Source organism: Nocardia amamiensis NBRC 102102, from assembly GCF_001612745.1.
Taxonomy (GTDB): domain Bacteria; phylum Actinomycetota; class Actinomycetes; order Mycobacteriales; family Mycobacteriaceae; genus Nocardia; species Nocardia amamiensis.
The window spans coordinates 1-21,989 of sequence record NZ_BDBA01000056.1 but is presented as its reverse complement, the minus strand read 5'-3'; the positions used below and the strand labels follow the sequence as shown (position 1 = coordinate 21,989).

Here is a 21,989-nt window from a genome sequence, read left to right as displayed (position 1 = left end):
CGGCGAACCCGCGTCAGGCGGCGAGGGAGCGGTCGACCGCGTCGAGAATGCGGTCGGGGTCGGGCAGGTGGTGCTTCTCGAGCTTAGCCGGGGGATAGGGGATGTCGAATCCGCCGACCCGCAGGACCGGTGCTTCGAGGTGGTAGAAGCAGCGCTCGGTGATCCGCGCGGCGATCTCGGCGCCGAGCCCGGCGAATACCGGCGCCTCGTGCGTGACGACCAGCCGCCCGGTCTTGGCGACCGACTCCTCGATCGTGTCGAAGTCGATCGGCGAGAGGCTGCGCAGGTCGATCACCTCGAGCGCGTGGCCCTCCGCCGCGGCGATCTTCGCGGCCGACAGCGCGGTCGCGACCGTGCCGCCATACGCGACGACGGTCGCGTCCGTGCCCGTCGTGCAGACCCTGGCGCGGTCCAGCGGCGGCCCGCCGTCACGGTCCAGCGCGACGAAGTCGACATCTGCTTTGTCCCAATACCTGCGCTTGGGTTCGAAGAAGATCACCGGATCGTTCAGCGCGATCGCCTGGCGGATCATCGAGTACGCGTCCGCCGGGTTGCTCGGCGTGACGACGCGCAGGCCCGCGGTATGCGCGAAGTAGGCTTCGGGCGATTCGGAATGGTGCTCCACCGACCCGATGCCGCCGCCGAACGGGATGCGAATCGTGAGCGGCGCGTTGACCTTTCCCTGCGTCCGGTAGTTGATCTTCGCCACGTGCGAGACGATCTGGTCGAACGCGGGATAGACGAAGCCGTCGAACTGGATCTCGCACACCGGCCGGTAGCCCCGCAGCGCCATGCCGAAAGCTGTTCCGATGATGCCGGATTCGGCCAGCGGCGTATCGATGACGCGATTGTCGCCGAAGTCTTTCTGCAGCGTGTCGGTCACCCGGAACACCCCGCCGAGACGGCCGATGTCCTCGCCCATCAGCAAGACCTTCGGGTCGTCCTCCAGAGCCCGCCGCAAGCCGGTGTTGAGCGCGGCGGCGAAGGTGGTGATCATCGTGGGACTCCTTCTCCTCGTGCGGAGGACTGGCCGGGATCGCCGGTCGAGTACTCCTCGTACGCCCTCCGCTGTTCGGTGATCAGCGGGTGCGGGGTGGCGTAGACGTGGTCGAACAGCTCCGTCGGCGCCGGGTCCGGCATGTCGATGGTGGCGCTGCGCACCGCCTGGGCGACCTCGTCGGAGCGCTCCGCAACGCGCCGGGCGAACGCCTCCTCCCACAGGTCCTCGCGTTCGAGCAGCTTGCGCATCCGGTCGATCGGATCGCGCCGCGCCCACTGCTCGGTCTCGGCGGTCGAGCGGTAGCGGGTGGGATCGTCCGCCGTGGTGTGCGGCCCCATCCGATAGGTGAGCGCCTCGATGAACGACGGGCCGCAGCCCGAGCGCGCCCGGGCCACTGCCTGCCTGGTCACGGCGAGCACGGCCAGCACGTCGTTGCCGTCGACCTGTTTGCCCGGCATGCCGTATCCATCCGCGCGGCGCGCGATCGGGGTGGCGCTCTGCACGCGCACCGGTTCGCTGATCGCCCAGTGATTGTTCTGGCAGAAGAACACCACGGGCGCGCTCCAGCTCGCGGCGAACCCCATCGCCTCGGCGATATCGCCCTGACTGCTCGCGCCGTCGCCGAAGTAGGCGATGGTGGCGATGTCGGCGCCGTCCAAGTGCGCGGCGAACGCGTAGCCCGTCGCGTGCAGGCCCTGCGATCCGACGACGATGTTCGGGTTGGTCATGTTCACCGCGTGCGGGTCCCAGCAGTGGTGGGCGGCGCCGCGCCACAGCCGGGTGAGGTCGGTGGGCGGCACACCGCGGCAGTAGGCGACGGCGGTCTCGCGATAACTGCAGAACACGTAGTCGTCGGGATGCAGCGCGTGCGCCGAACCCACCTGGGCGGCTTCCTGCCCGAGTAGTGGCGCCCACAGTCCGAGCTGGCCCTGCCGTTGCAGCGCGGTGGCCTCGGTGTCGATCCTTCGCGTGACGACCATGTCCTCGTAGAGGTCGCGCAGCTGTTCGGGGCCGACGTCGGCGACCAGCGCGGCATGCTCGGGGTCGAGCACACGACGACCATCCGGCTGTACCAATTGGACCGGATACTCGGACTTGCCCGTCATCGCTGCTCACCCCGTCGCGCCACAAAGGAATGTGTTCTATCTCACAGCATCCACCAGAACGCGAACTGCGCAAGTGCTTGACAGGCGAATGGGCAGAATGCTCAATTCCGCACCCGCGAATGGTGTCATACTGCGTTGTATGACCAGAGAAAACGTCGGCGTGACCCTGGACGCCACCGACGCCAGGCTGCTGCTGGAGCTGGTCGCCAATCCCAGGGCGACGGGCGTCGAGCTGGCCGCCCGGCTCGGCCTGTCCCGCAATACCGTGCAGGCTCGGCTGTCCCGCTGGGAGGCCGGTGGCGTCCTCGGCAGTTTCGAGCGCCGCGTCGAGCCGCGGGCGCTGGGTTATCCGCTCGCGGCGTTCGTCGCGGTCGTCGTCGATCAGCATCGGCTGGATTCGGTCGTCGACGAACTCGCCGAGGTGCCCGAGGTGACCGAGGTGTGCGGCATGACCGGGCTCACCGACCTCACGGTGCGGGTGGTCGCGCAGGACGCCGATGACCTGTATCGCATCGCCGGGCAGATCCTCAAGATCCCCGGCGTCGAGCGGACCAATATGGCGCTGGTCATGCGCGAGCTGGTCGGTCCGCGTACCGCGCCGCTGTTGGATCGCCTGGCGAATTCGAGCTGAAGGTGACAACCCCGCCAGGCCGAGCAGGGGCGAGTCAGCCGCCCTAGGGTGAGGGGATGGAGATTGTGGGCAAAGTTGCCATCGTCACAGGGGCGGGTGCTGGGATCGGGGCGGCATTGGCCAGTCGGCTCGTCGCGGGTGGGGCGCGGGTGGTGCTCGCCGACCTCGACGGGGCGAGCGCGGCGCGGGTCGCGGAATCGCTCGGCGCGGACGCGGTAGCGGTCGGTGGCGACGTGGCCGACGAAGCGGTGATCCGCGGGCTGATCGAGCGTGCCGAGGCCGAGTTCGGGCCGGTGGATCTGTATTTCGCGAACGCGGGCATCGGCGGCGGCGCGGGTCTGGACAGCACCGATCAGCAGTGGGCGGCCGCGCTCGAGGTCAATGTGCTGGCGCATGTCCGTGCCGCGCGGCTGCTGGTGCCCGGCTGGCTGGAGCGCGGCGGCGGCTATTTCGTCAGCACGGCGTCTGCGGCGGGCCTGCTCACCCAGCTCGGTTCGGCGCCCTACGCGGTGTCCAAGCACGCGGCCGTCGGTTTCGCCGAGTGGCTGTCGGTCACCTACGGCGACCGAGGGGTCCGGGTGAGCTGTGTGTGCCCGATGGGCGTTGACACCCGGCTACTGCACGGCGGACTCGTCCCACCGGAACACGCCGCCGCGGCCGAGCTCGCGATGAAAGCCGTCACCAGCTCGGGCGCGGTGCTGTCCCCGGACGAGGTCGCCGAGATCGTCCTCACCGGCGTCGCGGACGAGCACTTCCTGATCCTCCCGCATCCGGAGGTGCTGAAGATGTACCGCCACAAGGGCTCCGACTACGACCGCTGGATCGACGGCATGCGCCGCTTCCAGGCCACGCTCCAGGCGTAGCGGCAACCTGCCGGGGTCGTCGACAGCCGAGACTCGTGTCTCCGGCAGTAGATGTGCGTCCAATGCCGCACTGTGCCCAGCACAGGGCGGGCAATGCAGCACAACGCGGTGCCATCTAGCGCAGCACCTTGCGCACCAGCAGACCGGCGAACAAGGCCCAGAACGCCGCGCCGATTCCGGCGAAGCCGACGCCGGACGCGGCGATCACGAAGGTGACGACTCCGGCTTCGCGGTGTTCGCCTGCGCTCAGTGCCGCGCTGAGCGCCGCGGCGAGTGTTCCGATCAGGGCCAAGCCCGCGACGGTCTCCAGCGTGCCCGCCGGAGCGGCCGCGACCAGGGTGACCAGAGCGGCCGAGCCCAGCGCGAGCAGTAAGTACGTCACGCCCGCGGTGACGGCCGCGATCCAGCGTCGCTTCGGGTCCGGGTGCGCGGCGGGCGCGGCCGAGAGCGCGGCGCTGATCGCGGCGAGATTGATCGCGTGCCCGCCGGCGGGCGCCCCGATGACGGTGCCGAGGCCGGTGACGCTCATCGCGGCGCGCCACGGAACCCGGTAGTCGAACGAGGCCAGCACCGCGGTGCCGGGAATGTTCTGCGACGCCATGGTCACGATGTACAGCGGGATCGCGACGCCGATCAGCGCTTGCCAACTCCAGTGCGGCAGCGTGAGTTCCAGCGACGGAACCATCGCGCCCAGGTCGAGCGGCTTGTGCTGGACCGCGATGCTGATCGCGGCGCCGGCCGCCGCGGTGGCGAAGGCCGCGATCACGGCCCAGCGCTGGGCATACCGTTGCAGCACGAGCCAGACCAAGATCACCGGAACGACCACCGCCGGGCTGGACTGCACCGCCCGCACCGGAGCCAGGCACAGCGGCAGCAGCACGCCGGCCAGCATGGCCTGCGCGATCTCCACCGGGATCGCGGCCACCAGTGCGCCGAGCCGCTGCCACAGTCCGGTGATCACGATCAACACCCCGGTCACCACGAACGCACCGATCGCCGCGGGCCACCCGCCCACCACGGCCCCGGTGCCCGCCAGCAGCGCCGCACCCGGCGTGGACCAGGCCAGCGTGATCGGCATCCGATACCGGTAACTCAGCAGCATCATGCCGATCGCCTGCGTGACGCACACCGCGAGCAGGCCCGACGCCGCCTGTGCCGCACTCGCCCCCACCGCGGTGAGCCCGCTCAGCAGAACGGCGAACGAGCTGGTGAAACCCACCAGCGCCGTCACAGCGCCCGCGCCGAGCGGCTGAACGAGACCGGTCTTCGCATGCTCGGGTTCGCGCGCGGTGGTGGCCTTGGCCGTGGAAACGTTCGACACTGGCGGGATATTGCCCCTGCTGACCAGGCCGTGTCGCCAGCCAGTGCCCCGAAACTGGCCTGACCCGCGGCGCCCGGCTCAGCGGGACGCACTGCGGTACGCGCGAGTATGGCGACATCGGCCCATTCGGATGCGTAGGGTGGGGGAGTCGTGCGCGAGGATGCGATTCAGGACGAGGAGCTGGGTTGAGCGCGGTACTGATCTCACCGGGGGAGCTTCGGGAAGCATTGGCGGACAAGCGGCTTCACCTGCTGGACGTCAGATGGGCGCTGGGCGACCCGGATGGGCCGCAGCAGTATCTCGACGGCCATATCCCCAGGGCCGTGTTCGTCGATCTGGAAACCGAACTGGCCTCGCCGCCTTCGCCGGCCCGCGGCAGGCACCCGCTGCCGGACCCGGCGCAACTCGAGAAGTGCGCGCGCAGCTGGGGGCTGTGCGATGGCGATCCGGTGGTGGTCTACGACGCCACCGGCGGTATGGCCGCCGCCCGCGCGTGGTGGCTGCTGCGCTGGGCGGGCGTCGCGGACGTGCGCATTCTCGACGGCGGACTGCCCGCGTGGACCGGCGCGGGCGGGCCGATCGCGACCGGCGCCGAAGCGGACCCCGAGCCGGGCGATGTCGAGTTGAGCCCCGGCGGGCTGCCGGTGATCGACGCGGACGCCGCGGCACGCTGGCAGGGTGTGCTGCTGGATGCCCGCGCGGGCGAGCGCTACCGCGGTGAGGTGGAGCCGATCGATCCCCGCGCCGGACACATTCCTGGCGCGCTCAGCGCTCCGACCGCCGAGAACCTCGACGCCGATGGCCGCTTCCGGACAGCGGACGAACTGCGCGACCGCTTCGCCGGATTCGGCTCCGGGCCGGTGGCGGTGTACTGCGGGTCCGGGGTGACGGCGGCGCATCAGATCGCCGCACTCGCGGTGGCGGGCGTCGAGGCGGCGCTGTATCCCGGTTCGTGGTCGCAGTGGTCGAACGATCCGAAACGGCCGGTGGCGACGGGGAACTGACGGCGGCGGCCGCTACAACCAGGCGCGCGCCAGGAGATCGTCGTCGGTGACCTCGCTCACCCGAGGCGGGAACCGGGTGGCCGCGATGGACTCGATGTGCGTTCCGTCGTGCCCGATCACCCACGATCCGCCGCGTTCCTCGCACTCGGCGATCTTGGCGAAGGTGGTGAGCAGGAAGGTGACCGCCGCACGCGGGTCGCTTGTCCGCGCCAGACGCTGGGATTCACCAGGTCGCGACAGGTCCAGCCACACGCCGCACTGTCCGTCGCACCGCATGCCGACGATCTTGTCGGCGTGCACGAAGGTGAACTTACGTCGTTCCCACGCGGTCGTCGGTGTGAAGCTCTGTTCGAGGACCTGGAGCAGAATCGTCATGCTGCTTCCTCCGCTTCCCTTGACACCAAGCTGCGGTTCTCCGCGATGACCAGCGGATATCCAGTATCTTCCTTTTCCGGTCCGTTGGGTACTGCCCGTGTGTTCCGCCGGGGCGGAGTCTTCTCATCCTCCGGCCCGCGCCGTCCCGCCCGGCGCATTCCTGCCTTCCCGGTACTGGCCGCACCTTCGAAACTACGCCTGACCTGCGTTGTTCGCTCGCTGCGGCAGGTCGTCGGCGTGTCCGCGGTTGGCACCAGCCGCCACTCGGGAAGCATGCGACGCGCATGCCGGAGCGTGGCGCGCGGATCACCGATCTTGGTCGCCTGCGTATTCCTTTGGACGACACCAGGTCTGGGCGTACTACGCCGCCCGCGCTGGAGCGGCCACCCTGGCGACACCTGGACTCGACGCTGATCAGTGTCCGTTCTGTCGGCGGATATGCCGATCGGAACCCTGGTCCGGGCCGATACCCGGGACGGCCCGCAGGGAGCCGTGGACGTGTCGGACCCGCCTGCTTGGATGGGGTCATGCTGCACGGTCTGTGGTCGCCGGGCGGCGGGTTGCTGCTCTGGCACGACTCGCCGGTCGCCGTGCTGCCCCACGAACTGGCCGCCGCGCTTCCCGACCCGCTGGGCAGCGTGCTGCGTGCCGCGAAGTTCCGGCATCGTGCCGACGTTCTGGTCGCGGGGTCCGGCCAGACCGAGCAGGTCCGGGCGCATGCGCTGACGCCCGCCGCGGCCGCGCAGGTACTGCGGCAGCGCCTGCCCGACCAGGTCGTCGCCGGTGATCTGCGTTTTCTTGCGCACGTTGCGCGCGGGGTCGAGCGCTGGGTGCGCGCCGGCCGGGTTGTGCCGGAGTTACGCAGGGAGGACGGCGAGTGGTGGGTGCGCTGGCGGCTGGTCGGTGGGGAGCGGCAACGCGCCTGGCTGGCCGAACTGGCCGTCGCCATGCCGCAGGCGCTGCGCGTCGCCGGGCGGGCGGCCGCGCTGCTCGACGATCTGGTCACCGAACTCACCGATCCGATCGCGCGAGCGCTGGTCGATCTGCCCGGCACACCGCATCCCCTGGTGGCTGCCCTGGTCGGCGATACACCGCTGGACAACGGCAGCTATCAGGTGGCCGAGGTGCTGGAACAGTGGCGTGCCAGCCTGACCGGCGACGAACCCGAGCTGGTGCTTCGCCTGCTCGAGCCGGATGGCGAATTCGGCGCCGACGACGAGACGGTGGCGCTGTGGCGGTTGGAGGTCTGCCTGGCCGTTACCGGTGAGGCGCCGAAATCCGTCCCGCTGCACGATGACCCGAACCTCGTCCGGATCGCGGTGGACAAACTCGGCGCGGCGCAGCGGGCCTACCCGCGGTTGCGCGATCTGCCGAGCGATCCGCGCAGCCTGGATCTGCTGCTGCCCACCGAGGTGGTGCTCGACCTGGTGGTGCACGGCGCGCACGCCCTGCACGCCGCGGGCGTCCGGCTGTTGCTGCCGCGGGCGTGGAGCGTCGCCGAGCCGAGCATGCGGCTGCGGGTGGACAGCGCGGTGCCCGCCGCCGAGAGCACCGTCGGCATGCGTGGCCTGGTCTCCTACCGCTGGGAACTCGCGCTCGGCGACATCGTGCTGAGCCCGGCCGAGATGGAACGGCTGGTGCGCGGCAAGTCCGATCTGGTCCAGTTGCGCGGCCAGTGGGTGCAGGCCGACCACAAGGTGCTCGCCGCCGCGGCCCGCTATGTCGCCGCGCACACCGACGACTCGCCGATCACCTTCGCGGACATGCTCGGCGAAATCGCGGGATCACGGGTGCAGCAGGTGCCGATCGCCGAGGTCACGGCCTCGGGCTGGGCGGCGGACCTGCTCGATGGCGCCCACGCGCCTGCGCCGGTCGCGCCGCCGGTCGGGTTGAAAGCCGAACTGCGCCCCTACCAGGAACGCGGTCTGGCCTGGCTGGCCACCATGAGCCGGATGGGATGCGGCGCGATTCTTGCCGACGACATGGGGCTCGGCAAGACCGTTCAGGTGCTCGCCCTGCTGGTACACGAGCGCGAGACGGCGGCCGACACCGAGCCGCCGGGCCCGACCTTGCTGGCGTGCCCGATGTCGGTGGTCGGCAACTGGCAGCGCGAAGCCGAGCGATTCGCGCCCGATCTCCGGGTATGGGTGCACCACGGCGCGGGACGTCTGGCGGGCGCCGAACTCGATGAGACGATCGCCGCGGCCGATCTGGTGATCACCACCTATGCGCTGCTCGCCCGGGATGTCGAGGAACTCGGCAGGCAACCGTGGGACCGCGTCGTCTTGGACGAGGCGCAGCACATCAAGAACGCGGGCACGCGGCAGGCGCGGGCGGCGCGGTCGCTGCCGGCGCGGCATCGGCTGGCGCTCACCGGAACTCCGGTGGAGAACCGGTTGGAAGAGCTGCGCTCCATCATGGATTTCGCGATGCCGAAGGTGCTCGGCAGCCCGCAGTCGTTCCGCGCGCGCTTCGCGGTGCCGATCGAACGCGAGCGCGACGAGAACGCGATCAGCCGTCTGCGCTGGCTCACCCGGCCGTTCGTGCTGCGCCGGGTGAAGACCGACCCCGCGGTGATCAGCGATCTGCCGGACAAACTGGAGATGACGGTGCGGGCCAATCTCACCGTCGAGCAGGCCGCGCTCTACCAGGCGGTTGTCGACGACATGCTCGCCAAGATCAAGGATGCCGAGGGGATGGCCCGCAAGGGAGCCGTCCTCGGCGCGCTCACCCGGCTCAAGCAGGTGTGCAACCATCCCGCGCATTTCCTCGGCGACGGGTCGGGTGTGCTGCACCGCGGCGCCCATCGTTCCGGCAAGCTCGCCCTCGTCGAGGACGTGCTCGACGCGGTGCTGGCCGACGGCGAGAAAGCGTTGCTGTTCACCCAGTTCCGTGAGTTCGGCGAACTCGTCGCGCCGTATCTGATCGAGCGCTTCGGCGCCGAGATCCCGTTCCTGCACGGTGGGGTGCCGAAGAAGAAGCGCGACGACATGGTCACCCGGTTCCAGGAGCCGGAGGGACCGCCGCTGATGTTGCTTTCGCTCAAGGCCGGTGGCACGGGACTCAACCTCACCGCCGCCAATCACGTTGTCCACCTGGACCGCTGGTGGAATCCGGCAGTGGAGAACCAGGCCACCGACCGCGCGTTCCGGATCGGGCAGCAGCGCAACGTCCAGGTGCGCAAGCTGGTCTGCGTGGACACCATCGAGGAGCGGATCGATGAGATGATCACCGGCAAGCGGCAGCTCGCCGATCTGGCCGTCGGCGCGGGGGAGAGCTGGATCACCGAGCTGAGCACAGACGAGTTGCGCGATTTGTTCACCCTGGGCGCCGCGGCGGTGGGCGAATGAGTCCCTTCGTCGACTACTCCGAGTACGGGAAGAAGCTGCCGGTGCGCGGCGGGGTGGCCGCGCGCAGCAGCCGCGGCGCGTTCGGGCGCACGTGGTGGGGCAAGGCCCTGGTGGACTCGGTGGAGCGGATGGCGGAGCCGGGGCGTCTGGCGCGCGGCCGCAATTACGCCAGGTCGGGTCAGGTGGTGAACTACCGGATCGAGCCCGGTGCCGTGACCGCGGAAGTGCAAGGCAGCCAGCCGCGTCCGTTCACGGCGGTGTTCTCCGTGCGTCTCCTGCGCGAGGACGAGCTCGAGCTGCTGATCGAGACCATCCGTTCTGCGCCGGGCATGCTCGCCGAGATCGCGTCGGGGGCGTTACCGACCGGCCTCGGGCCGCTGTTGCTGCCGACCACCGCGGCGGACCTGGATTTCGCCTGCAGTTGCCCGGATCCGGGCTGGCCGTGCAAGCACGTGGCCGCGGTGTGCTATCTGCTGGCCGAGCGGCTCGACGAACGCCCGCGCGAGATTCTCACCCTGCGTGGCCTCGACCTGGACACACTGATCGGCGGTATCGAACGCGATGCCCACCCTGCCGTCTCCGATGACCTGTACGGCGACCACATCGTCTTGCCGGATCTGCCGAAGCCCGAATTCCGTCCCGCGCCAGAGGATCTGGATCCGCTGCTGCTGCGCAAGGCGCTGCGAATGACCGCCCACGACGAGGCGACCGCCGCGACCGGCCTGCGCGAACTCACCGCGCTCTATCGCCGGTTCGACGGCTGAACGGCTTGGTAGGCACCCGGAATCGGGGCTGTCGGTTCAGCGCCGGATAATCGGGGCGGGATCGAGTCCGGCGCAGCGAAGGGACCGGAGACTTCCCGACGCCGGGTGCCTTTCTCAGTCTCCCGCGCGGCCCTTCCGTATGGAACTGCCCTCGCACTGCCCTTTGTGCCGTAGTTGACGCGTAAACCAGTGGTCCCACGCCCCAACGCGCTCTGCTGCACGGGAAGTGAATCGCCAGATGCACTGGAGCCCAAGCGATTGACGCCATCTGCGACAGCTCGCGGTGATCGGAGTGCAATGCGCGGCTTCCACGCTGGTGGCCTCAGCGCTGAGCCGGGAACAGGTTCCCGACGGCATCGGGCCGACCAAGCCTTGACGTCGTGCGACGACTCCAAGAAATACGCACCGACCAGCGCATATCTTCTGTTATAGGCTGGCAGGCGTGGCAATGAACAGCCCACCGGCAGCGTTGCCGCGCGACGACCTCGGAACACCCGTCGACGTCCGCACCCCGCCGCGCCGGGTGGTTTCACTGGTGCCGTCGCTGACCGAGGCGGTGGCGATGACGTGCCCGGAAATCCTTGTCGCCGCGACACAGTGGTGCACGCACCCGGCGGACTTGGCGGTCGAACGGGTCCGCGGCACCAAGAACCCGAACGTCCGGCGCATCATCGAACTCCGCCCGGACCTCGTGCTGTGCAACATGGAGGAGAACCGCCGCCTCGACGTGATGCGGCTGCGCGCGGCGCGAATTCCGGTGTGGGTCACCAAGATCGAAACCGTCGACGAAGCCATGGCCTCTCTCGCCCGGCTCTGTACCCAGGCCCTCGGCATCGGCGTGCCGCCGTGGCTGGTCGACGCCGAATCCGCTTGGGGGCCACCGCCACCCGAGCCGGAATGCGCCGCGGTGATCCCGATCTGGCGCAACCCGTGGATGGTGGTCGGACGCGACACCTTCACCGGCGATATCGCGCGCCGCCTCGGGTTGCGGCTGGTGCACGCCGTCCGCCCCGAGCGCTATCCCCGCCTCACCGACGCGGAGCTGACCGAGGGTGTCGACCTCGCGGTGCTCCCCGACGAGCCCTACGTTTTCACCGAATCCGATGGGCCGGACGCCTTTCCGCACATTCCGGTTGCGTTGGTCGCGGGCCGCACCCTCACCTGGTACGGGCCGTCCCTGGCGTCCGCCCGCGACGAGCTCACCGCGGCACTGGGGCGCGCGCGGCTGCCGAATCGGCCGGGTACGTAGTCGAACCAGATGTAGTGGGTGCCGTCGGCGTTCACGCTGAGTCCGCCCGTGCCTGTGATACCGCCGGTGCCGCTGGTGGAGACGATCGCACAAACTCCCGCTCAGTCCGCGATCCGGTATACCCGCTGTGCGGTAGTCCGGAAGACCTGCTCGAGTTCCGGACGTCCGCCGCCGTGACCGGTGATCGCGGTCGCGATCGTCTCGATGCTGCCGGGAATTGTGGTGATCGGCTTGTCCACGGGGAAGTTCGAGCCCCAGATGAGGCGATCGGCGCCGAAGACATCGAATGCGTGCTCGACCAGCGGGCCGACCCGGTCGAGCAGCTGTGGGACGGGTGTCGGCGTGCCGCGGGGCGGCACCGGGTGGCCGAGAATCGGCATCATCAGCCCGCTGACCTTAGCGACCACGTTCGGGTGCGCGGCCAGCGCGCTGAGATCGTCGCGCCATCGCACCAGCAGTTGTCTGCGTCGTCCGGGATGGGTACCGGTGTGCTTGCCGACCGCGCCGAAAATCCCCGCGGGCGTGCCGAGATGGTTCAGCACGATCGGCACCTCGGGATAGCGCTCGGCGAGAGCGGTGACGTCCGGGATGGCGTGCGAGTACACCCATGCTTCGAAAGACAGGCCGCGGTCGGCGAGGTGCGCGAAGCCGTCCAGGAACGCTTTGCTGGTGAGTTTGCCCGGCGAGTCGGTGAACGACCGCACGCCCGGATCGGGATGGTGGGCGACCATCGTGCGGATGCCGCGCAACAGCGGCGAGGCGGCGGCGTGCGCGTCCAGTAACTCGGGGAATCCGGGCTCCGCCGGGTCGCCACCGGCGAGGATCGCGCCCAGTCGCGGCGCGGCCTCCAGCGGGAGGCCCGCCACCCAGGCGGTCTCGCCTGCCTTGCCCAGCGGCCCCGGCTGTGACCATTCGACCTCGATGTGCGCGATCACCTCGATCGGAGTGTTCCCGGCATCGGCGCGGTAGTCGAACGGTAGGTAGGGCCGCAGATAGGCGACCGGGTCGCCGACGAATTCGCGGTCGCGTCGCGGTGCGAGGCGCTTGGCCAGGTCCACCGGCACCGGCAGCCGCCGCAACAGCTTCGCAAGCCCGCTGAAATCCCTGGGCGTGGTGAACGGGTCCCACTGGTGGATGTGTGCGTCGATGATCCGAATGCCCGAGAGGTCCATGTCTGCCGTCCCAACCGCGCTGAAGGTCTGCCCGGCCGATTGTCACACGTCCTGCGGGCCGGGGCCGGGAATCAGCGCGACCCGTAGGCGGCCAGGAACGTACGGATCGCGGCCGCGGCGATGCTGTCGAGTTCATCGGCGGGGACCGGGCGCGTCCCGAGCCGGGAGTGAGCCTCCAGCGGGGCGGTGAGCAGGGCGAGCAATTGCTCGGCGGCCTCCGACGGGTCGGTGACGCGGAGCCTGCCCGCGAGCGCAAGCCGGGCGAGTCGATCGGCCAGTGCATCGGCGACCGTGCGCGAAGTACGCGTGAGAACGGTGTCGACCAGGTCGGGAAACGCCGCGAGCTGGGCATAGGTGAGCGCGCGCAAGGCGCGGGCGCGATCACTCGCGCAGACCTCGAGCAACCGGTGCGCCGCGTCGGTCAGGGCTGCGGCCAGATCATCCCCGGGCTCGCGCAAATCCTCGACGATCGCCGAGGTCTGGGCTGCGACAGCGTCGGCCGCGGCGAGTACGGCGTGCTCGAACAGCGTCTGCTTGTCGTTGAGATGGTTGTAGACCGTCGGTTTGGCGACGCCCGCCTCGTCGGCGATCTCCTGCACACAGGCTTTGTCGTAGCCGCGGCGAGCGAAGACGGTGAACGCGACGTCCAGGATCGCCTGTCGCTTGTCGATGCGGCCACGCGCCGCCGTTGGTCCGGCCATCCCTGCATGCTATCGGCTCCGACGATCTGAATGAACTCACAGGTTCAATCTTGTGTATCTACCGATAAGTTCTCTAGATTGAACCGATAAGTTCAATCTAGGAGGAGTTCATGATCGTTCACCTGCTGCGCTTCGGTTTCCGCCCCGAGACCACCGAGGAGCAGAAAGCCGAGGTCCTCGCGGCGATGCGGCGTACCGCGTCGGTGGAGTCGGTGTCCTTCTCGACGGTCGGCCAGAACCTCGGCGACGCGTCCGAGGGCCTGACTCACGCCTATTGCGTGGGCATCGAAGACCTGGACGCCCTGGAGCGCTACCTGCACGATCCGGTCCACTTGGCAGGCGATCCGCGGATAATCCCGCACTTCGCGAAGATCGCGATCGGTCCGGACGTCTCCGATCAGCCCGATCCCGGACTGCGCGAGAAGATCATGGCGCTGCACGAGGCGAAGCTCGCGAAGTACCCGGAGTGGGCCGCGCTCATGGACACCATCCCGGAGGTGCGAATCTTCTGACGGCTCAGCGCCTTCCGCACCTCACACGTTGCGGCGGTACTGCCCGCCGACGCGGAAGAAGGTGTCGGTGATCTGTTGCAGCGTGCACACGCGGGCGGCGTCCATCAACACCTCGAAGATGTTGTCGTCGGTGCGGGCCACCGCCTCCAGACGGGCCAGCGCGGCGTGGGCGTCGTCGCGGTGGCGCTGCTGGAACTCGCGGACCCGCCGCAGCTGCGACTGCTTCTCCGCCTCGGTACCGCGCGCCAGCTCCAGCACCCGGTGCGGTTCGCCGTGTGAGTTGCGGAAGGTGTTCACGCCGACGATCGGCAGCGAACCGTCGTGTTTGCGCTGCTCGTAGCGCATCGATTCGTCCTGGATCTTGCCGCGCTGGTAACCGGTCTCCATCGCGCCGAGCACGCCGCCACGCTCACTGATCCGGTCGAACTCGACCAGCACGGCCTCCTCGACCAGGTCGGTGAGCTCGTCGACGAGAAAGCTGCCCTGCAGCGGATTCTCGTTCATCGCGACGCCCCATTCCCGGTTGATGATGAGCTGGATGGCCAGTGCGCGGCGCACCGATTCCTCGGTCGGGGTGGTCACCGCCTCGTCGTAGGCGTTGGTGTGCAGGCTGTTGCAGTTGTCGTAGATCGCGATCAGCGCCTGCAGGGTGGTGCGGATGTCGTTGAAGTTCATCTCCTGCGCGTGCAGCGACCGGCCGGAGGTCTGAATGTGGTACTTGAGCTTCTGCGAGCGTTCGTTGGCACCGTAGCGGTCCCGCATGGCGACGGCCCAGATGCGCCGGGCCACCCGGCCGATGACCGAGTACTCCGGGTCCATTCCGTTGGAGAAGAAGAACGACAGGTTGGGCGCGAAGTCATCGATGTGCATGCCGCGCGCGAGATACGCCTCCACATAGGTGAACCCATTGGCCAGGGTGAAGGCCAGCTGGCTGATCGGGTTCGCGCCCGCCTCGGCGATGTGGTAGCCGGAGATGGACACCGAGTAGAAATTGCGGACACCGTTGCGCACGAACCACTCCTGGATGTCGGCCATCATGCGCAGGCTGAACTCGGTGGAGAAGATGCAGGTGTTCTGACCCTGGTCTTCCTTGAGAATGTCGGCCTGCACCGTGCCCCGCACGGTCGCCAGCGCTCGGGCGCGGACGCCGGCCGCCTCTGCGTCGGTGGGTGGGCGTTCCTGTTCGGTCGCAAACCGGTCCAGCGCCTGGTCGATCGCCGCGTTGAGGAAGTACGCCAGGATGGTCGGCGCCGGTCCGTTGATGGTCATCGACACCGATGTGGCCGGCGCGGTGAGATCGAAGCCGTCGTAGAGGACCTCCATGTCGTCGAGCGAGGCGATCGACACCCCGGACGTGCCGACCTTGCCGTAGATGTCGGGGCGCTCGGCGGGATCGTGACCATAGAGCGTCACCGAATCGAATGCCGTGGACAGCCGTTTCGCGTCGGAGTGCTCGCTCAGTACCTTGAACCTGCGGTTGGTGCGGAAGGCGTCCCCCTCGCCCGCGAACATCCTGGCCGGGTCCTCGGTGTCGCGCTTGAACGCGAATACCCCGGCCGTGTAGGGAAATCGGCCCGGCAGGTGCTCGGCGCGCAGGAACCGCAGCAGCTCACCGTGATCGGTATAGCTGGGCAGGGCGACGCGCGGAATCGAATTGCCGGACAGCGTTTCCCGGCGCAACGAGGTGTGGATCTCGCGGTCGCGTACCCGCACCACTTGCTCGTCGCCCCGATAGGACTCGGCAAGCACGGGCCATTCGGCCAAGAGCGCGGCATTCGCCGGGGTGAGGTCGGCGCGTGCGCGTTCGGCCAATTCCGCGACGGCGTGGTCATCGGGCAGTTCGGCCGCCACCTGCTCGAGGCGTTGCAGGCGTTGCGCCGCGACGACTTGGGCGGCCGTCTCGGCGTGGTACGCGCGTACGGTCTCGGCGATCTCGGCCAGATAGCGGATCCGTGCGGGCGGAATGAGCTGGGCGAAGCGCGTGGAAACGCGGGTATCGACCTTCGGTAGCGTGCCGGGCTCCAGCGGCAGCCCGTGCTCGGCGAGCAATCCGGTCAGGTGCTGGTAGAGCGCCGTCACTCCGTCGTCGTTGAATGTCGCGGCGCTGGTGCCGAAGACGGGCATGTCCTCCGGCGTTGCCTGGAACTCCTCCCGATTGCGGAGCAGCTGCCTGGCCACGTCGCGCAAGGCGTCCGCCGCGCCGCGCCGCTCGAATTTGTTGATCGCCACCACGTCCGCGAAATCCAGCATGTCGATTTTCTCCAGCTGGGAGGCGGCGCCGAACTCGGGTGTCATCACGTACAGCGACACGTCGACGTGCTCGGTCACCGCCGCGTCGCCCTGGCCGATGCCCGGCGTCTCCACGATGACCAGGTCGTACCCGGCGGCCTTGCAGGCGGCCACGATCAGATCGATATTGTCGGGCAGTTCCCGTCCGCCGCGGGTGGCCAGGGAGCGGAAGAAGACGTGCGGCTGCCTCGCCTTCGCTCGGCCCGGCGCGGGCTGTGGGCGGACTTCGTCCGGCGGCGTCTGTTTGTGCTCGCTGTCCAGCGCGTTCATCCGGATGCGGTCGCCGAGCAGCGCGCCGCCGCCGCGCCGCCGGGTGGGGTCCACCGCCAGGATCGCGACTCGAAGGCTGTCCTGTTGGTCCGAACGCAGTCGGCGCACCAATTCGTCGGTGAGCGAGGACTTTCCGGAGCCGCCGGTGCCGGTGATGCCCAGTACCGGCACGCGCCGCGCCGCGGCGGCTTGGGTCAGCTTCTGCCGGTCGGGCTCCGGCAGCGTGTTGCTCTGCAGGCAGGTGATGACGCGGGCCAGCGCGGATCGCTCGCCCGCGAGCACCGCGTCCACCGCGGGCGGCTCGGCCGCCAAGTCGATATCGCAGTCGCGGATCAGCTGATTGATCATCCCCGGCAGGCCGAGTCGCTGCCCGTCCTCGGGGGAGAAGATGGTGACGCCGGATTCGGCCAGCCGTGCGATCTCCTCGGCGACGATGACGCCACCTCCGCCGCCGAAGATCCGGACGTGCTCGGCCCCCGCCTTCCGCAGAGCGTCCGCCAGATATTCGAAGTACTCGACATGACCGCCCTGGTAGGAGCTGACCGCGACGCCCTGCGCGTCCTCGGTGAGCACCGCGTCCACCACCTCGCTGACCGCACGATTGTGGCCGAGGTGGATCACTTCCGCGCCCTGGCTCTGCAGGATGCGGCGCATGATGTTGATCGCCGCGTCGTGCCCGTCGAACAGCGCGGCGGAGGTGACGAAGCGAACGGGATGGACGGGCGTGTAGAGCGCGCTGCGGTCGGCCACGGGATCCCTCCGGAGTCCATTGGCGCCCGATACTAGGACGTCAAACTAATTCTACGGTGACAGCGATCACATCGCTAGGTGATCCTGTACGGAGCTCGTTCCCCGCCCGACCCGCTCGCATCGGGGAACTCGACTGGGTTCAGCGGCGGGCGAGTACCGCCGCCACCGGGAACCGGCATGTCCACCGAGGATCACCAGAAGACCGTCGCGGAACGCACGCCGCTGGGCCGCGTCGGACAGCCCGAGGAGGTTTCGGCGGTCATCGCCGTGGCCCACTGCCACTCGTGCCCGTGGAGCCGAGTCTGGTTGCGTCGCCCAGCGCACGACTTGGGGCGGTGACTGGTCGAGTTCTCCCTTGCGTCACGTGGTTGCCGACTCGGACACGCGGTTCGTGTTCCTCGCGGAGGTACTCGAGGCGATCAACCGCGCCAGCCGTGACGCAGGTGGCCCTGAATTCGTCACCCGCTCGATAACCTCCTCGACCGCCAGGTTTCCGACGGCGACGGTGCTCTCGCAACGCCTTGTGGTGGCGCTGGTTCGTGACCGGTGTGCCGAGCCTGCGTCATCAGGAGCTCGACTCGCACAGTCGAGTTCGACGACTACCAGCGCTGCGGCGATGGCGGTACGCGGCCGGTCTGCGTCGTCGGAGTCGCGCATGTGGTTCCGCCAGATCGACGCCAGCGCGCGAGTACGGGCTCGGGTTGTCCGGAGCTGATTCTGTTGTCCGAGCTGCCGACTCGGACATACTGGGCGCATGCTGAGCGACGACAGAGCGGATACCGCGGTAGGGCGGCTGGTCACCGAGGGTGTGCTGTCCCGTGAGCAGGCCGATGCCGTACTCGCGGCGCTCGCTGTCGAGCAGGCCGCGGCGGCGCGCGGGAAGGTGCTCGCCGAGATCGCCGCTTACCTCGGTGCCGGTCTGGTGTTCGGCGGGATCTTCCTGGTGATGGCTTCGTCCTGGGAGGACCTGGGACGGCCGGTCCGGGTGGGGGTGCTCGCCGTCGTGGCGGCCGGGCTGCTGTTCGGCGGAGTGCTGCTCGCCGGCGCGTTGTTCACCCGCCAGAGGGCGCACGGCGCCCGTGCCCGGCTCGCGGCGGCGTTGTTCGCACTCGCGTCCGTCGCGCTCGCCGGGGCCGTCGGCACCGCGTTCGAAAGCGGGAGCTTCGATGCGGCTTGGGTTTTCGCGTGCCTGGCGGGAGCTGTGGTCGCGGTACTCGGTTACCTCGCGCTGCCGTCGGTGCTCGGCATGCTCGTCTGCGCCTGCTTCGTGCCCGCGGCCGTCGCGGGGATGCTCACCGAGGTGTTCGACCTCGACGAAGTGTGGGGCAGCGTGGCCGTACTGCTGCTCGGTGGCGCGTGGTTCGCGCTGACCAGAATCGGCGCTCTGTTCGAAACCCAGGTCGGGTATCTCATCGCGATCGTCACCTCCGTCGCGGCCGCCCAGAGCATCGACGTCGACGGCCGAACCTGGGCTTCTGCGCTAACGGGCCTGGTGGCGCTGGTCTGCTTCATCCTGTACGCAACCCAGCGGTCGGCGGTACTCATCATCGGCGGTGCCGTATCCGTGGCACTCGCCGCCGGAGAGGCCGTCGCCGAATGGACCGACGACGCACTCGGCGCGGCCGCCGTGGTCGTGGCGATCGGCGCCATCACCCTCACCTTCGGCGCATTCCAGCTCGCGCGGTCCCAAAAGCCCGGCTAGCTCCGCGAGTGGCACACCATGGAGGCCCCTTCTCGCGTTTTGCCGCAGCAATGTGCCACTCGCCGGGTCAGCCGGCGCGCCGAGTGGGCGTCGCTGGGCTAGACGCGGTGTCCGCCACTCGTCGGACTTGCTCACCGGAGTCGCTCCGGCGGTCCACGGGCATGGGCGTGGGATGGATCACATCGCCCTGAACGGTCTGTTGATACTTGGATGTCCAACTATAGGGTGACCACATACCGCGTTGCGGTGTTCGATCGGCTAGAAGGACAGGACTGGCATGGTTCGCGAACTCACACACTTCATCGGCGGGCAACATGTGCCGGGCGGGTCCGGCAAGTTCGGCGATGTCTTCGATCCGAATCTGGGGCAGGTGCAGGCCCGGGTGCCGTTGGCGAGCAAGTCCGAAGTCGAGGCGGCCATCGCGAATGCCGAGGCGGCGCAACCGGAGTGGGCCGCGTTCAATCCGCAGAAGCGGGCGCGTGTGCTGATGAGGTTCCTCACCTTGGTGCAGGACGAGATGGATTCGCTGGCCGCCCTGTTGTCCTCCGAGCACGGCAAGACCATCGCCGACGCCAAGGGCGACATTCAGCGCGGACTGGAGGTCATCGAGTTCGCCACCGGCATCCCGCACCTGCTCAAAGGTGAGTACACCGAAAGCGCGGGCACCGGCATCGACGTCTATTCGATGCGCCAGCCGCTCGGCGTGGTCGCGGGCATCACCCCGTTCAACTTCCCCGCCATGATCCCGCTGTGGAAGGCCGGTCCCGCGCTGGCCACCGGCAACGCGTTCGTGCTCAAGCCCTCCGAGCGCGACCCCTCGGTGCCGCTGCGGCTGGCCGAGCTGTTCCTCGAAGCCGGTCTGCCCGCCGGTGTGTTCAACGTGGTCAACGGGGACAAGGAGGCCGTCGACACGCTGCTGCACGACCCGCGGATCAAGGCCGTCGGGTTCGTCGGCTCCACCCCGATCGCGCAGTACATCTACGAGACCGCGACGGCGAACGGCAAGCGCGCCCAGTGCTTCGGCGGCGCGAAGAACCACGCGATCGTCATGCCGGACGCGGACCTCGACGATGTCGCCGACCAGCTGATCGGTGCGGGCTACGGCTCGGCGGGCGAACGCTGCATGGCCATCTCGGTGGCCGTTCCGGTCGGCGAGGAGACCGCCGATCGCCTGGTGGCCAAACTGACCGAGCGGGTGCACAAACTCAACGTCGGCCGCTCCGACGACCCTGGCGCCGACTTCGGCCCGCTGGTCGGCCAAGACGGGGTGAACCGCGTGAACAACTACGTCCAGCTCGGCATCGATGAGGGTGCCGAGCTGGTCGTGGACGGCCGCGGGCTCGTGGTGGAGGGCGCCGAGGACGGTTACTTCGTCGGCGCGACGCTGTTCGACAAGGTCACCCCCGACATGCGGATCTACCGCGAGGAGATCTTCGGTCCGGTGCTCAGCGTGGTCCGCGCCAAGGACTACGAAGCAGGGTTGCGCCTGGCCAACGAGCACGAGTACGGCAACGGCGTAGCGATCTTCACCCGCGACGGCGACACCGCTCGCGACTTCGCCGCGCGGGTGCAGGTCGGCATGGTCGGCATCAACGTCCCGATCCCGGTGCCGATCGCGTACTACACCTTCGGCGGCTGGAAGCGTTCCGGCTTCGGCGATCTGAACCAGCACGGTCCGGATTCGATCCGCTTCTACACCAAGACCAAGACGGTGACGCAGCGCTGGCCCTCCGGCCTGAAGGAGAGCAACGCGTTCGTCATCCCGACGATGGACTGACGCCGATGTTCGACTTGGACAACGACGAAAGGGCGATCCGCGACACCGCGCGCGGCTTCGCCGACGAATTCCTCGCCCCGAACGCGCTGGAATGGGACGAGCAGAAGCATTTCCCGGTCGACGTGCTGCGCAAGGCGGGCCCGCTCGGTCTCGGCGGCATCTATGTCCGCGAGGACGTGGGCGGTTCGGGTCTGCGCAGGCTGGATGCCGTGCGCATCTTCGAGCAGCTGGCCACCGGCTGCCCGGCCATCGCCGCCTACATCTCCATCCACAACATGGCGACGTGGATGATCGACCGCTACGGCGACGAGGAGCAGCGCAACCGCTGGCTGCCTCGCCTGACCACGATGGAGCTGCTGGCCAGCTACGCGCTGACCGAACCGGGCGTCGGCTCGGACGCGGCGGCGTTGGCCACCAAGGCCGTTCGCGACGGTGACGACTACATCTTCAACGGCGCCAAGCAGTTCATCTCCGGTGCGGGCGCCACCGACGTCTACGTTGTCATGGCGCGGACCGGCGACGCTGGGGCGCGCGGGATCTCGGCGTTCATCGTGCCCGCCGACACCCCCGGCGTCTCTTTCGGCGCGAACGAGAAGAAGATGGGCTGGAACGCGCAGCCGACCCGTCAGGTGATCTTCTCCGACGCCAGGATTCCGGCGGCGAACCGGCTCGGCGCGGAAGGCGACGGCTTCCGCATCGCGATGAACGGACTCAACGGCGGCAGGCTGAACATCGCCGCGTGCTCGGTCGGCGGCGCGCAGGCGGCGCTGGACAAGACGGTGCCGTATCTCGCCGAGCGGCACGCGTTCGGCAAGCCGCTGCTGAAGAACCAAGCGCTGCAATTCCAACTCGCCGATATGCGAACAGAATTGGAGGCCGCGCGCACCCTGCTGTGGCGAGCCGCGGCGGCACTCGACGCCGACGCGCCGGACAAGGTCGAGCTATGCGCCATGGCGAAGCGCTTCGCGACGGACGCCGGTTTCGAGGTGGCCAACAAGGCGCTTCAGCTGCACGGCGGCTACGGGTATCTGGCCGAGTACGGCGTGGAGAAGATCGTCCGCGATTTGCGGGTGCACCAGATCCTCGAAGGCACCAACGAAATCATGCGGGTGGTCGTCGCCCGCGCCGTGGTTGGAGCCGCATGAGCGAGCGA

General features: G+C 68.8%; 18 protein-coding genes. 11 read left to right on the top strand and 7 right to left on the bottom strand.

Going from position 1 to position 21,989, the window contains the following annotated elements; all coding sequences use genetic code 11:
• Positions 1 to 13 precede the first annotated feature (13 nt).
• Positions 14 to 997, bottom strand: a complete 984-nt coding sequence (locus tag NA4_RS13165) for an alpha-ketoacid dehydrogenase subunit beta (RefSeq protein ID WP_067469342.1) — start codon at positions 995 to 997, stop codon at positions 14 to 16.
• On the bottom strand, positions 994 to 2,106 hold the full coding sequence (gene pdhA, locus NA4_RS13160; RefSeq protein WP_067469340.1) for a pyruvate dehydrogenase (acetyl-transferring) E1 component subunit alpha: 1,113 nt from the start codon (positions 2,104 to 2,106) through the stop codon (positions 994 to 996). The genes NA4_RS13165 and pdhA overlap by 4 nt, the downstream gene beginning before the upstream one ends.
• A 139-nt stretch (positions 2,107 to 2,245) precedes the next feature.
• Between pdhA and NA4_RS13155 the strand changes: the two genes are divergently transcribed.
• Positions 2,246 to 2,737, top strand: a complete 492-nt coding sequence (locus NA4_RS13155; RefSeq protein WP_040774899.1) for an Lrp/AsnC family transcriptional regulator — start codon at positions 2,246 to 2,248, stop codon at positions 2,735 to 2,737.
• A gap of 56 nt (positions 2,738 to 2,793) precedes the next feature.
• A complete protein-coding gene (locus tag NA4_RS13150) occupies positions 2,794 to 3,600 on the top strand; it encodes an SDR family oxidoreductase (protein WP_067469337.1) in 807 nt (268 codons plus the stop codon).
• A gap of 115 nt (positions 3,601 to 3,715) precedes the next feature.
• Here NA4_RS13150 and NA4_RS13145 read toward each other — a convergent pair whose 3' ends face one another.
• Positions 3,716 to 4,921, bottom strand: coding sequence for a benzoate/H(+) symporter BenE family transporter (locus NA4_RS13145; RefSeq protein ID WP_067469335.1), 1,206 nt, complete (start codon positions 4,919 to 4,921; stop codon positions 3,716 to 3,718).
• A gap of 185 nt (positions 4,922 to 5,106) precedes the next feature.
• On the opposite strand from NA4_RS13145, the gene NA4_RS13140 reads away from it, so the two are divergent.
• Positions 5,107 to 5,925, top strand: coding sequence for a sulfurtransferase (locus tag NA4_RS13140; RefSeq protein WP_084497049.1), 819 nt, complete (start codon positions 5,107 to 5,109; stop codon positions 5,923 to 5,925).
• Positions 5,926 to 5,937: 12 nt separating this feature from the next.
• Here the strand turns inward: NA4_RS13140 and NA4_RS13135 are convergent, their stop codons facing one another.
• A complete protein-coding gene (locus NA4_RS13135) occupies positions 5,938 to 6,300 on the bottom strand; it encodes a hypothetical protein (RefSeq protein ID WP_067469333.1) in 363 nt (120 codons plus the stop codon).
• Between the two features lie 527 nt (positions 6,301 to 6,827).
• Between NA4_RS13135 and NA4_RS13130 the strand changes: the two genes are divergently transcribed.
• The 3 genes from NA4_RS13130 to NA4_RS13120 all read left to right on the top strand — a co-directional run bounded on the left by NA4_RS13130 (position 6,828) and on the right by NA4_RS13120 (position 11,663).
• Positions 6,828 to 9,650, top strand: a complete 2,823-nt coding sequence (locus NA4_RS13130; RefSeq protein WP_067469331.1) for a DEAD/DEAH box helicase — start codon at positions 6,828 to 6,830, stop codon at positions 9,648 to 9,650.
• A complete protein-coding gene (locus NA4_RS13125; RefSeq protein ID WP_067469328.1) occupies positions 9,647 to 10,414 on the top strand; it encodes an SWIM zinc finger family protein in 768 nt (255 codons plus the stop codon). The genes NA4_RS13130 and NA4_RS13125 overlap by 4 nt, the downstream gene beginning before the upstream one ends.
• Before the next feature lie 448 nt (positions 10,415 to 10,862).
• Entirely contained in the window at positions 10,863 to 11,663 is an 801-nt protein-coding gene (locus NA4_RS13120) for a helical backbone metal receptor (RefSeq protein WP_067469452.1), read from the top strand.
• A gap of 101 nt (positions 11,664 to 11,764) precedes the next feature.
• On the opposite strand, the gene NA4_RS13115 is transcribed toward NA4_RS13120, so the two are convergent.
• Positions 11,765 to 12,835: an amidohydrolase family protein gene (locus tag NA4_RS13115; RefSeq protein ID WP_067469326.1), complete on the bottom strand. Its 1,071-nt coding sequence runs from the start codon at positions 12,833 to 12,835 to the stop codon at positions 11,765 to 11,767.
• Between the two features lie 71 nt (positions 12,836 to 12,906).
• Positions 12,907 to 13,536 (bottom strand): TetR/AcrR family transcriptional regulator, encoded by a 630-nt coding sequence (locus NA4_RS13110; protein ID WP_067469324.1) that lies wholly within the window; start codon positions 13,534 to 13,536, stop codon positions 12,907 to 12,909.
• Positions 13,537 to 13,646: 110 nt separating this feature from the next.
• Between NA4_RS13110 and NA4_RS13105 the strand changes: the two genes are divergently transcribed.
• Positions 13,647 to 14,048 (top strand): Dabb family protein, encoded by a 402-nt coding sequence (locus NA4_RS13105; RefSeq protein ID WP_067469323.1) that lies wholly within the window; start codon positions 13,647 to 13,649, stop codon positions 14,046 to 14,048.
• A gap of 21 nt (positions 14,049 to 14,069) precedes the next feature.
• Here NA4_RS13105 and icmF read toward each other — a convergent pair whose 3' ends face one another.
• Entirely contained in the window at positions 14,070 to 17,357 is a 3,288-nt protein-coding gene (gene icmF, locus NA4_RS13100; protein ID WP_067469321.1) for a fused isobutyryl-CoA mutase/GTPase IcmF, read from the bottom strand.
• A gap of 177 nt (positions 17,358 to 17,534) precedes the next feature.
• Between icmF and NA4_RS42130 the strand changes: the two genes are divergently transcribed.
• The 4 genes from NA4_RS42130 (at position 17,535) to NA4_RS13080 (ending at position 21,981) form a co-directional block, all read left to right on the top strand.
• The gene (locus NA4_RS42130; RefSeq protein ID WP_218022296.1) at positions 17,535 to 17,696 is read left to right on the top strand and encodes a hypothetical protein; all 162 of its coding nucleotides are present in this window, start codon (positions 17,535 to 17,537) and stop codon (positions 17,694 to 17,696) included.
• Positions 17,697 to 18,111: 415 nt separating this feature from the next.
• On the top strand, positions 18,112 to 19,059 hold the full coding sequence (locus tag NA4_RS13090) for a DUF2157 domain-containing protein (protein ID WP_067469315.1): 948 nt from the start codon (positions 18,112 to 18,114) through the stop codon (positions 19,057 to 19,059).
• 277 nt (positions 19,060 to 19,336) lie between these two features.
• Positions 19,337 to 20,836: a CoA-acylating methylmalonate-semialdehyde dehydrogenase gene (locus tag NA4_RS13085; RefSeq protein WP_067469312.1), complete on the top strand. Its 1,500-nt coding sequence runs from the start codon at positions 19,337 to 19,339 to the stop codon at positions 20,834 to 20,836.
• 5 nt (positions 20,837 to 20,841) lie between these two features.
• Positions 20,842 to 21,981: an acyl-CoA dehydrogenase family protein gene (locus tag NA4_RS13080; RefSeq protein ID WP_067469307.1), complete on the top strand. Its 1,140-nt coding sequence runs from the start codon at positions 20,842 to 20,844 to the stop codon at positions 21,979 to 21,981.
• Positions 21,982 to 21,989: the final 8 nt, after the last annotated feature.

Bases quoted from the DNA above. Each gene is read 5' to 3' on its own strand.
- NA4_RS13125 (WP_067469328.1), top strand. From the start codon at position 9,647: ATGAGTCCCTTCGTCGACTACTCCGAGTACGGGAAGAAGCTGCCGGTG.
- NA4_RS13155 (WP_040774899.1), top strand. From the start codon at position 2,246: ATGACCAGAGAAAACGTCGGCGTGACCCTGGACGCCACCGACGCCAGG.
- NA4_RS13105 (WP_067469323.1), top strand. From the start codon at position 13,647: ATGATCGTTCACCTGCTGCGCTTCGGTTTCCGCCCCGAGACCACCGAG.
- NA4_RS13150 (WP_067469337.1), top strand. From the start codon at position 2,794: ATGGAGATTGTGGGCAAAGTTGCCATCGTCACAGGGGCGGGTGCTGGG.
- NA4_RS13110 (WP_067469324.1), bottom strand. From the start codon at position 13,536: ATGGCCGGACCAACGGCGGCGCGTGGCCGCATCGACAAGCGACAGGCG.
- NA4_RS13165 (WP_067469342.1), bottom strand. From the start codon at position 997: ATGATCACCACCTTCGCCGCCGCGCTCAACACCGGCTTGCGGCGGGCT.
- NA4_RS42130 (WP_218022296.1), top strand. From the start codon at position 17,535: ATGTCCACCGAGGATCACCAGAAGACCGTCGCGGAACGCACGCCGCTG.
- NA4_RS13085 (WP_067469312.1), top strand. From the start codon at position 19,337: ATGGTTCGCGAACTCACACACTTCATCGGCGGGCAACATGTGCCGGGC.
- NA4_RS13135 (WP_067469333.1), bottom strand. From the start codon at position 6,300: ATGACGATTCTGCTCCAGGTCCTCGAACAGAGCTTCACACCGACGACC.
- NA4_RS13130 (WP_067469331.1), top strand. From the start codon at position 6,828: ATGCTGCACGGTCTGTGGTCGCCGGGCGGCGGGTTGCTGCTCTGGCAC.
- NA4_RS13115 (WP_067469326.1), bottom strand. From the start codon at position 12,835: ATGGACCTCTCGGGCATTCGGATCATCGACGCACACATCCACCAGTGG.
- NA4_RS13120 (WP_067469452.1), top strand. From the start codon at position 10,863: ATGAACAGCCCACCGGCAGCGTTGCCGCGCGACGACCTCGGAACACCC.
- NA4_RS13090 (WP_067469315.1), top strand. From the start codon at position 18,112: ATGCTGAGCGACGACAGAGCGGATACCGCGGTAGGGCGGCTGGTCACC.
- pdhA (WP_067469340.1), bottom strand. From the start codon at position 2,106: ATGACGGGCAAGTCCGAGTATCCGGTCCAATTGGTACAGCCGGATGGT.
- NA4_RS13080 (WP_067469307.1), top strand. From the start codon at position 20,842: ATGTTCGACTTGGACAACGACGAAAGGGCGATCCGCGACACCGCGCGC.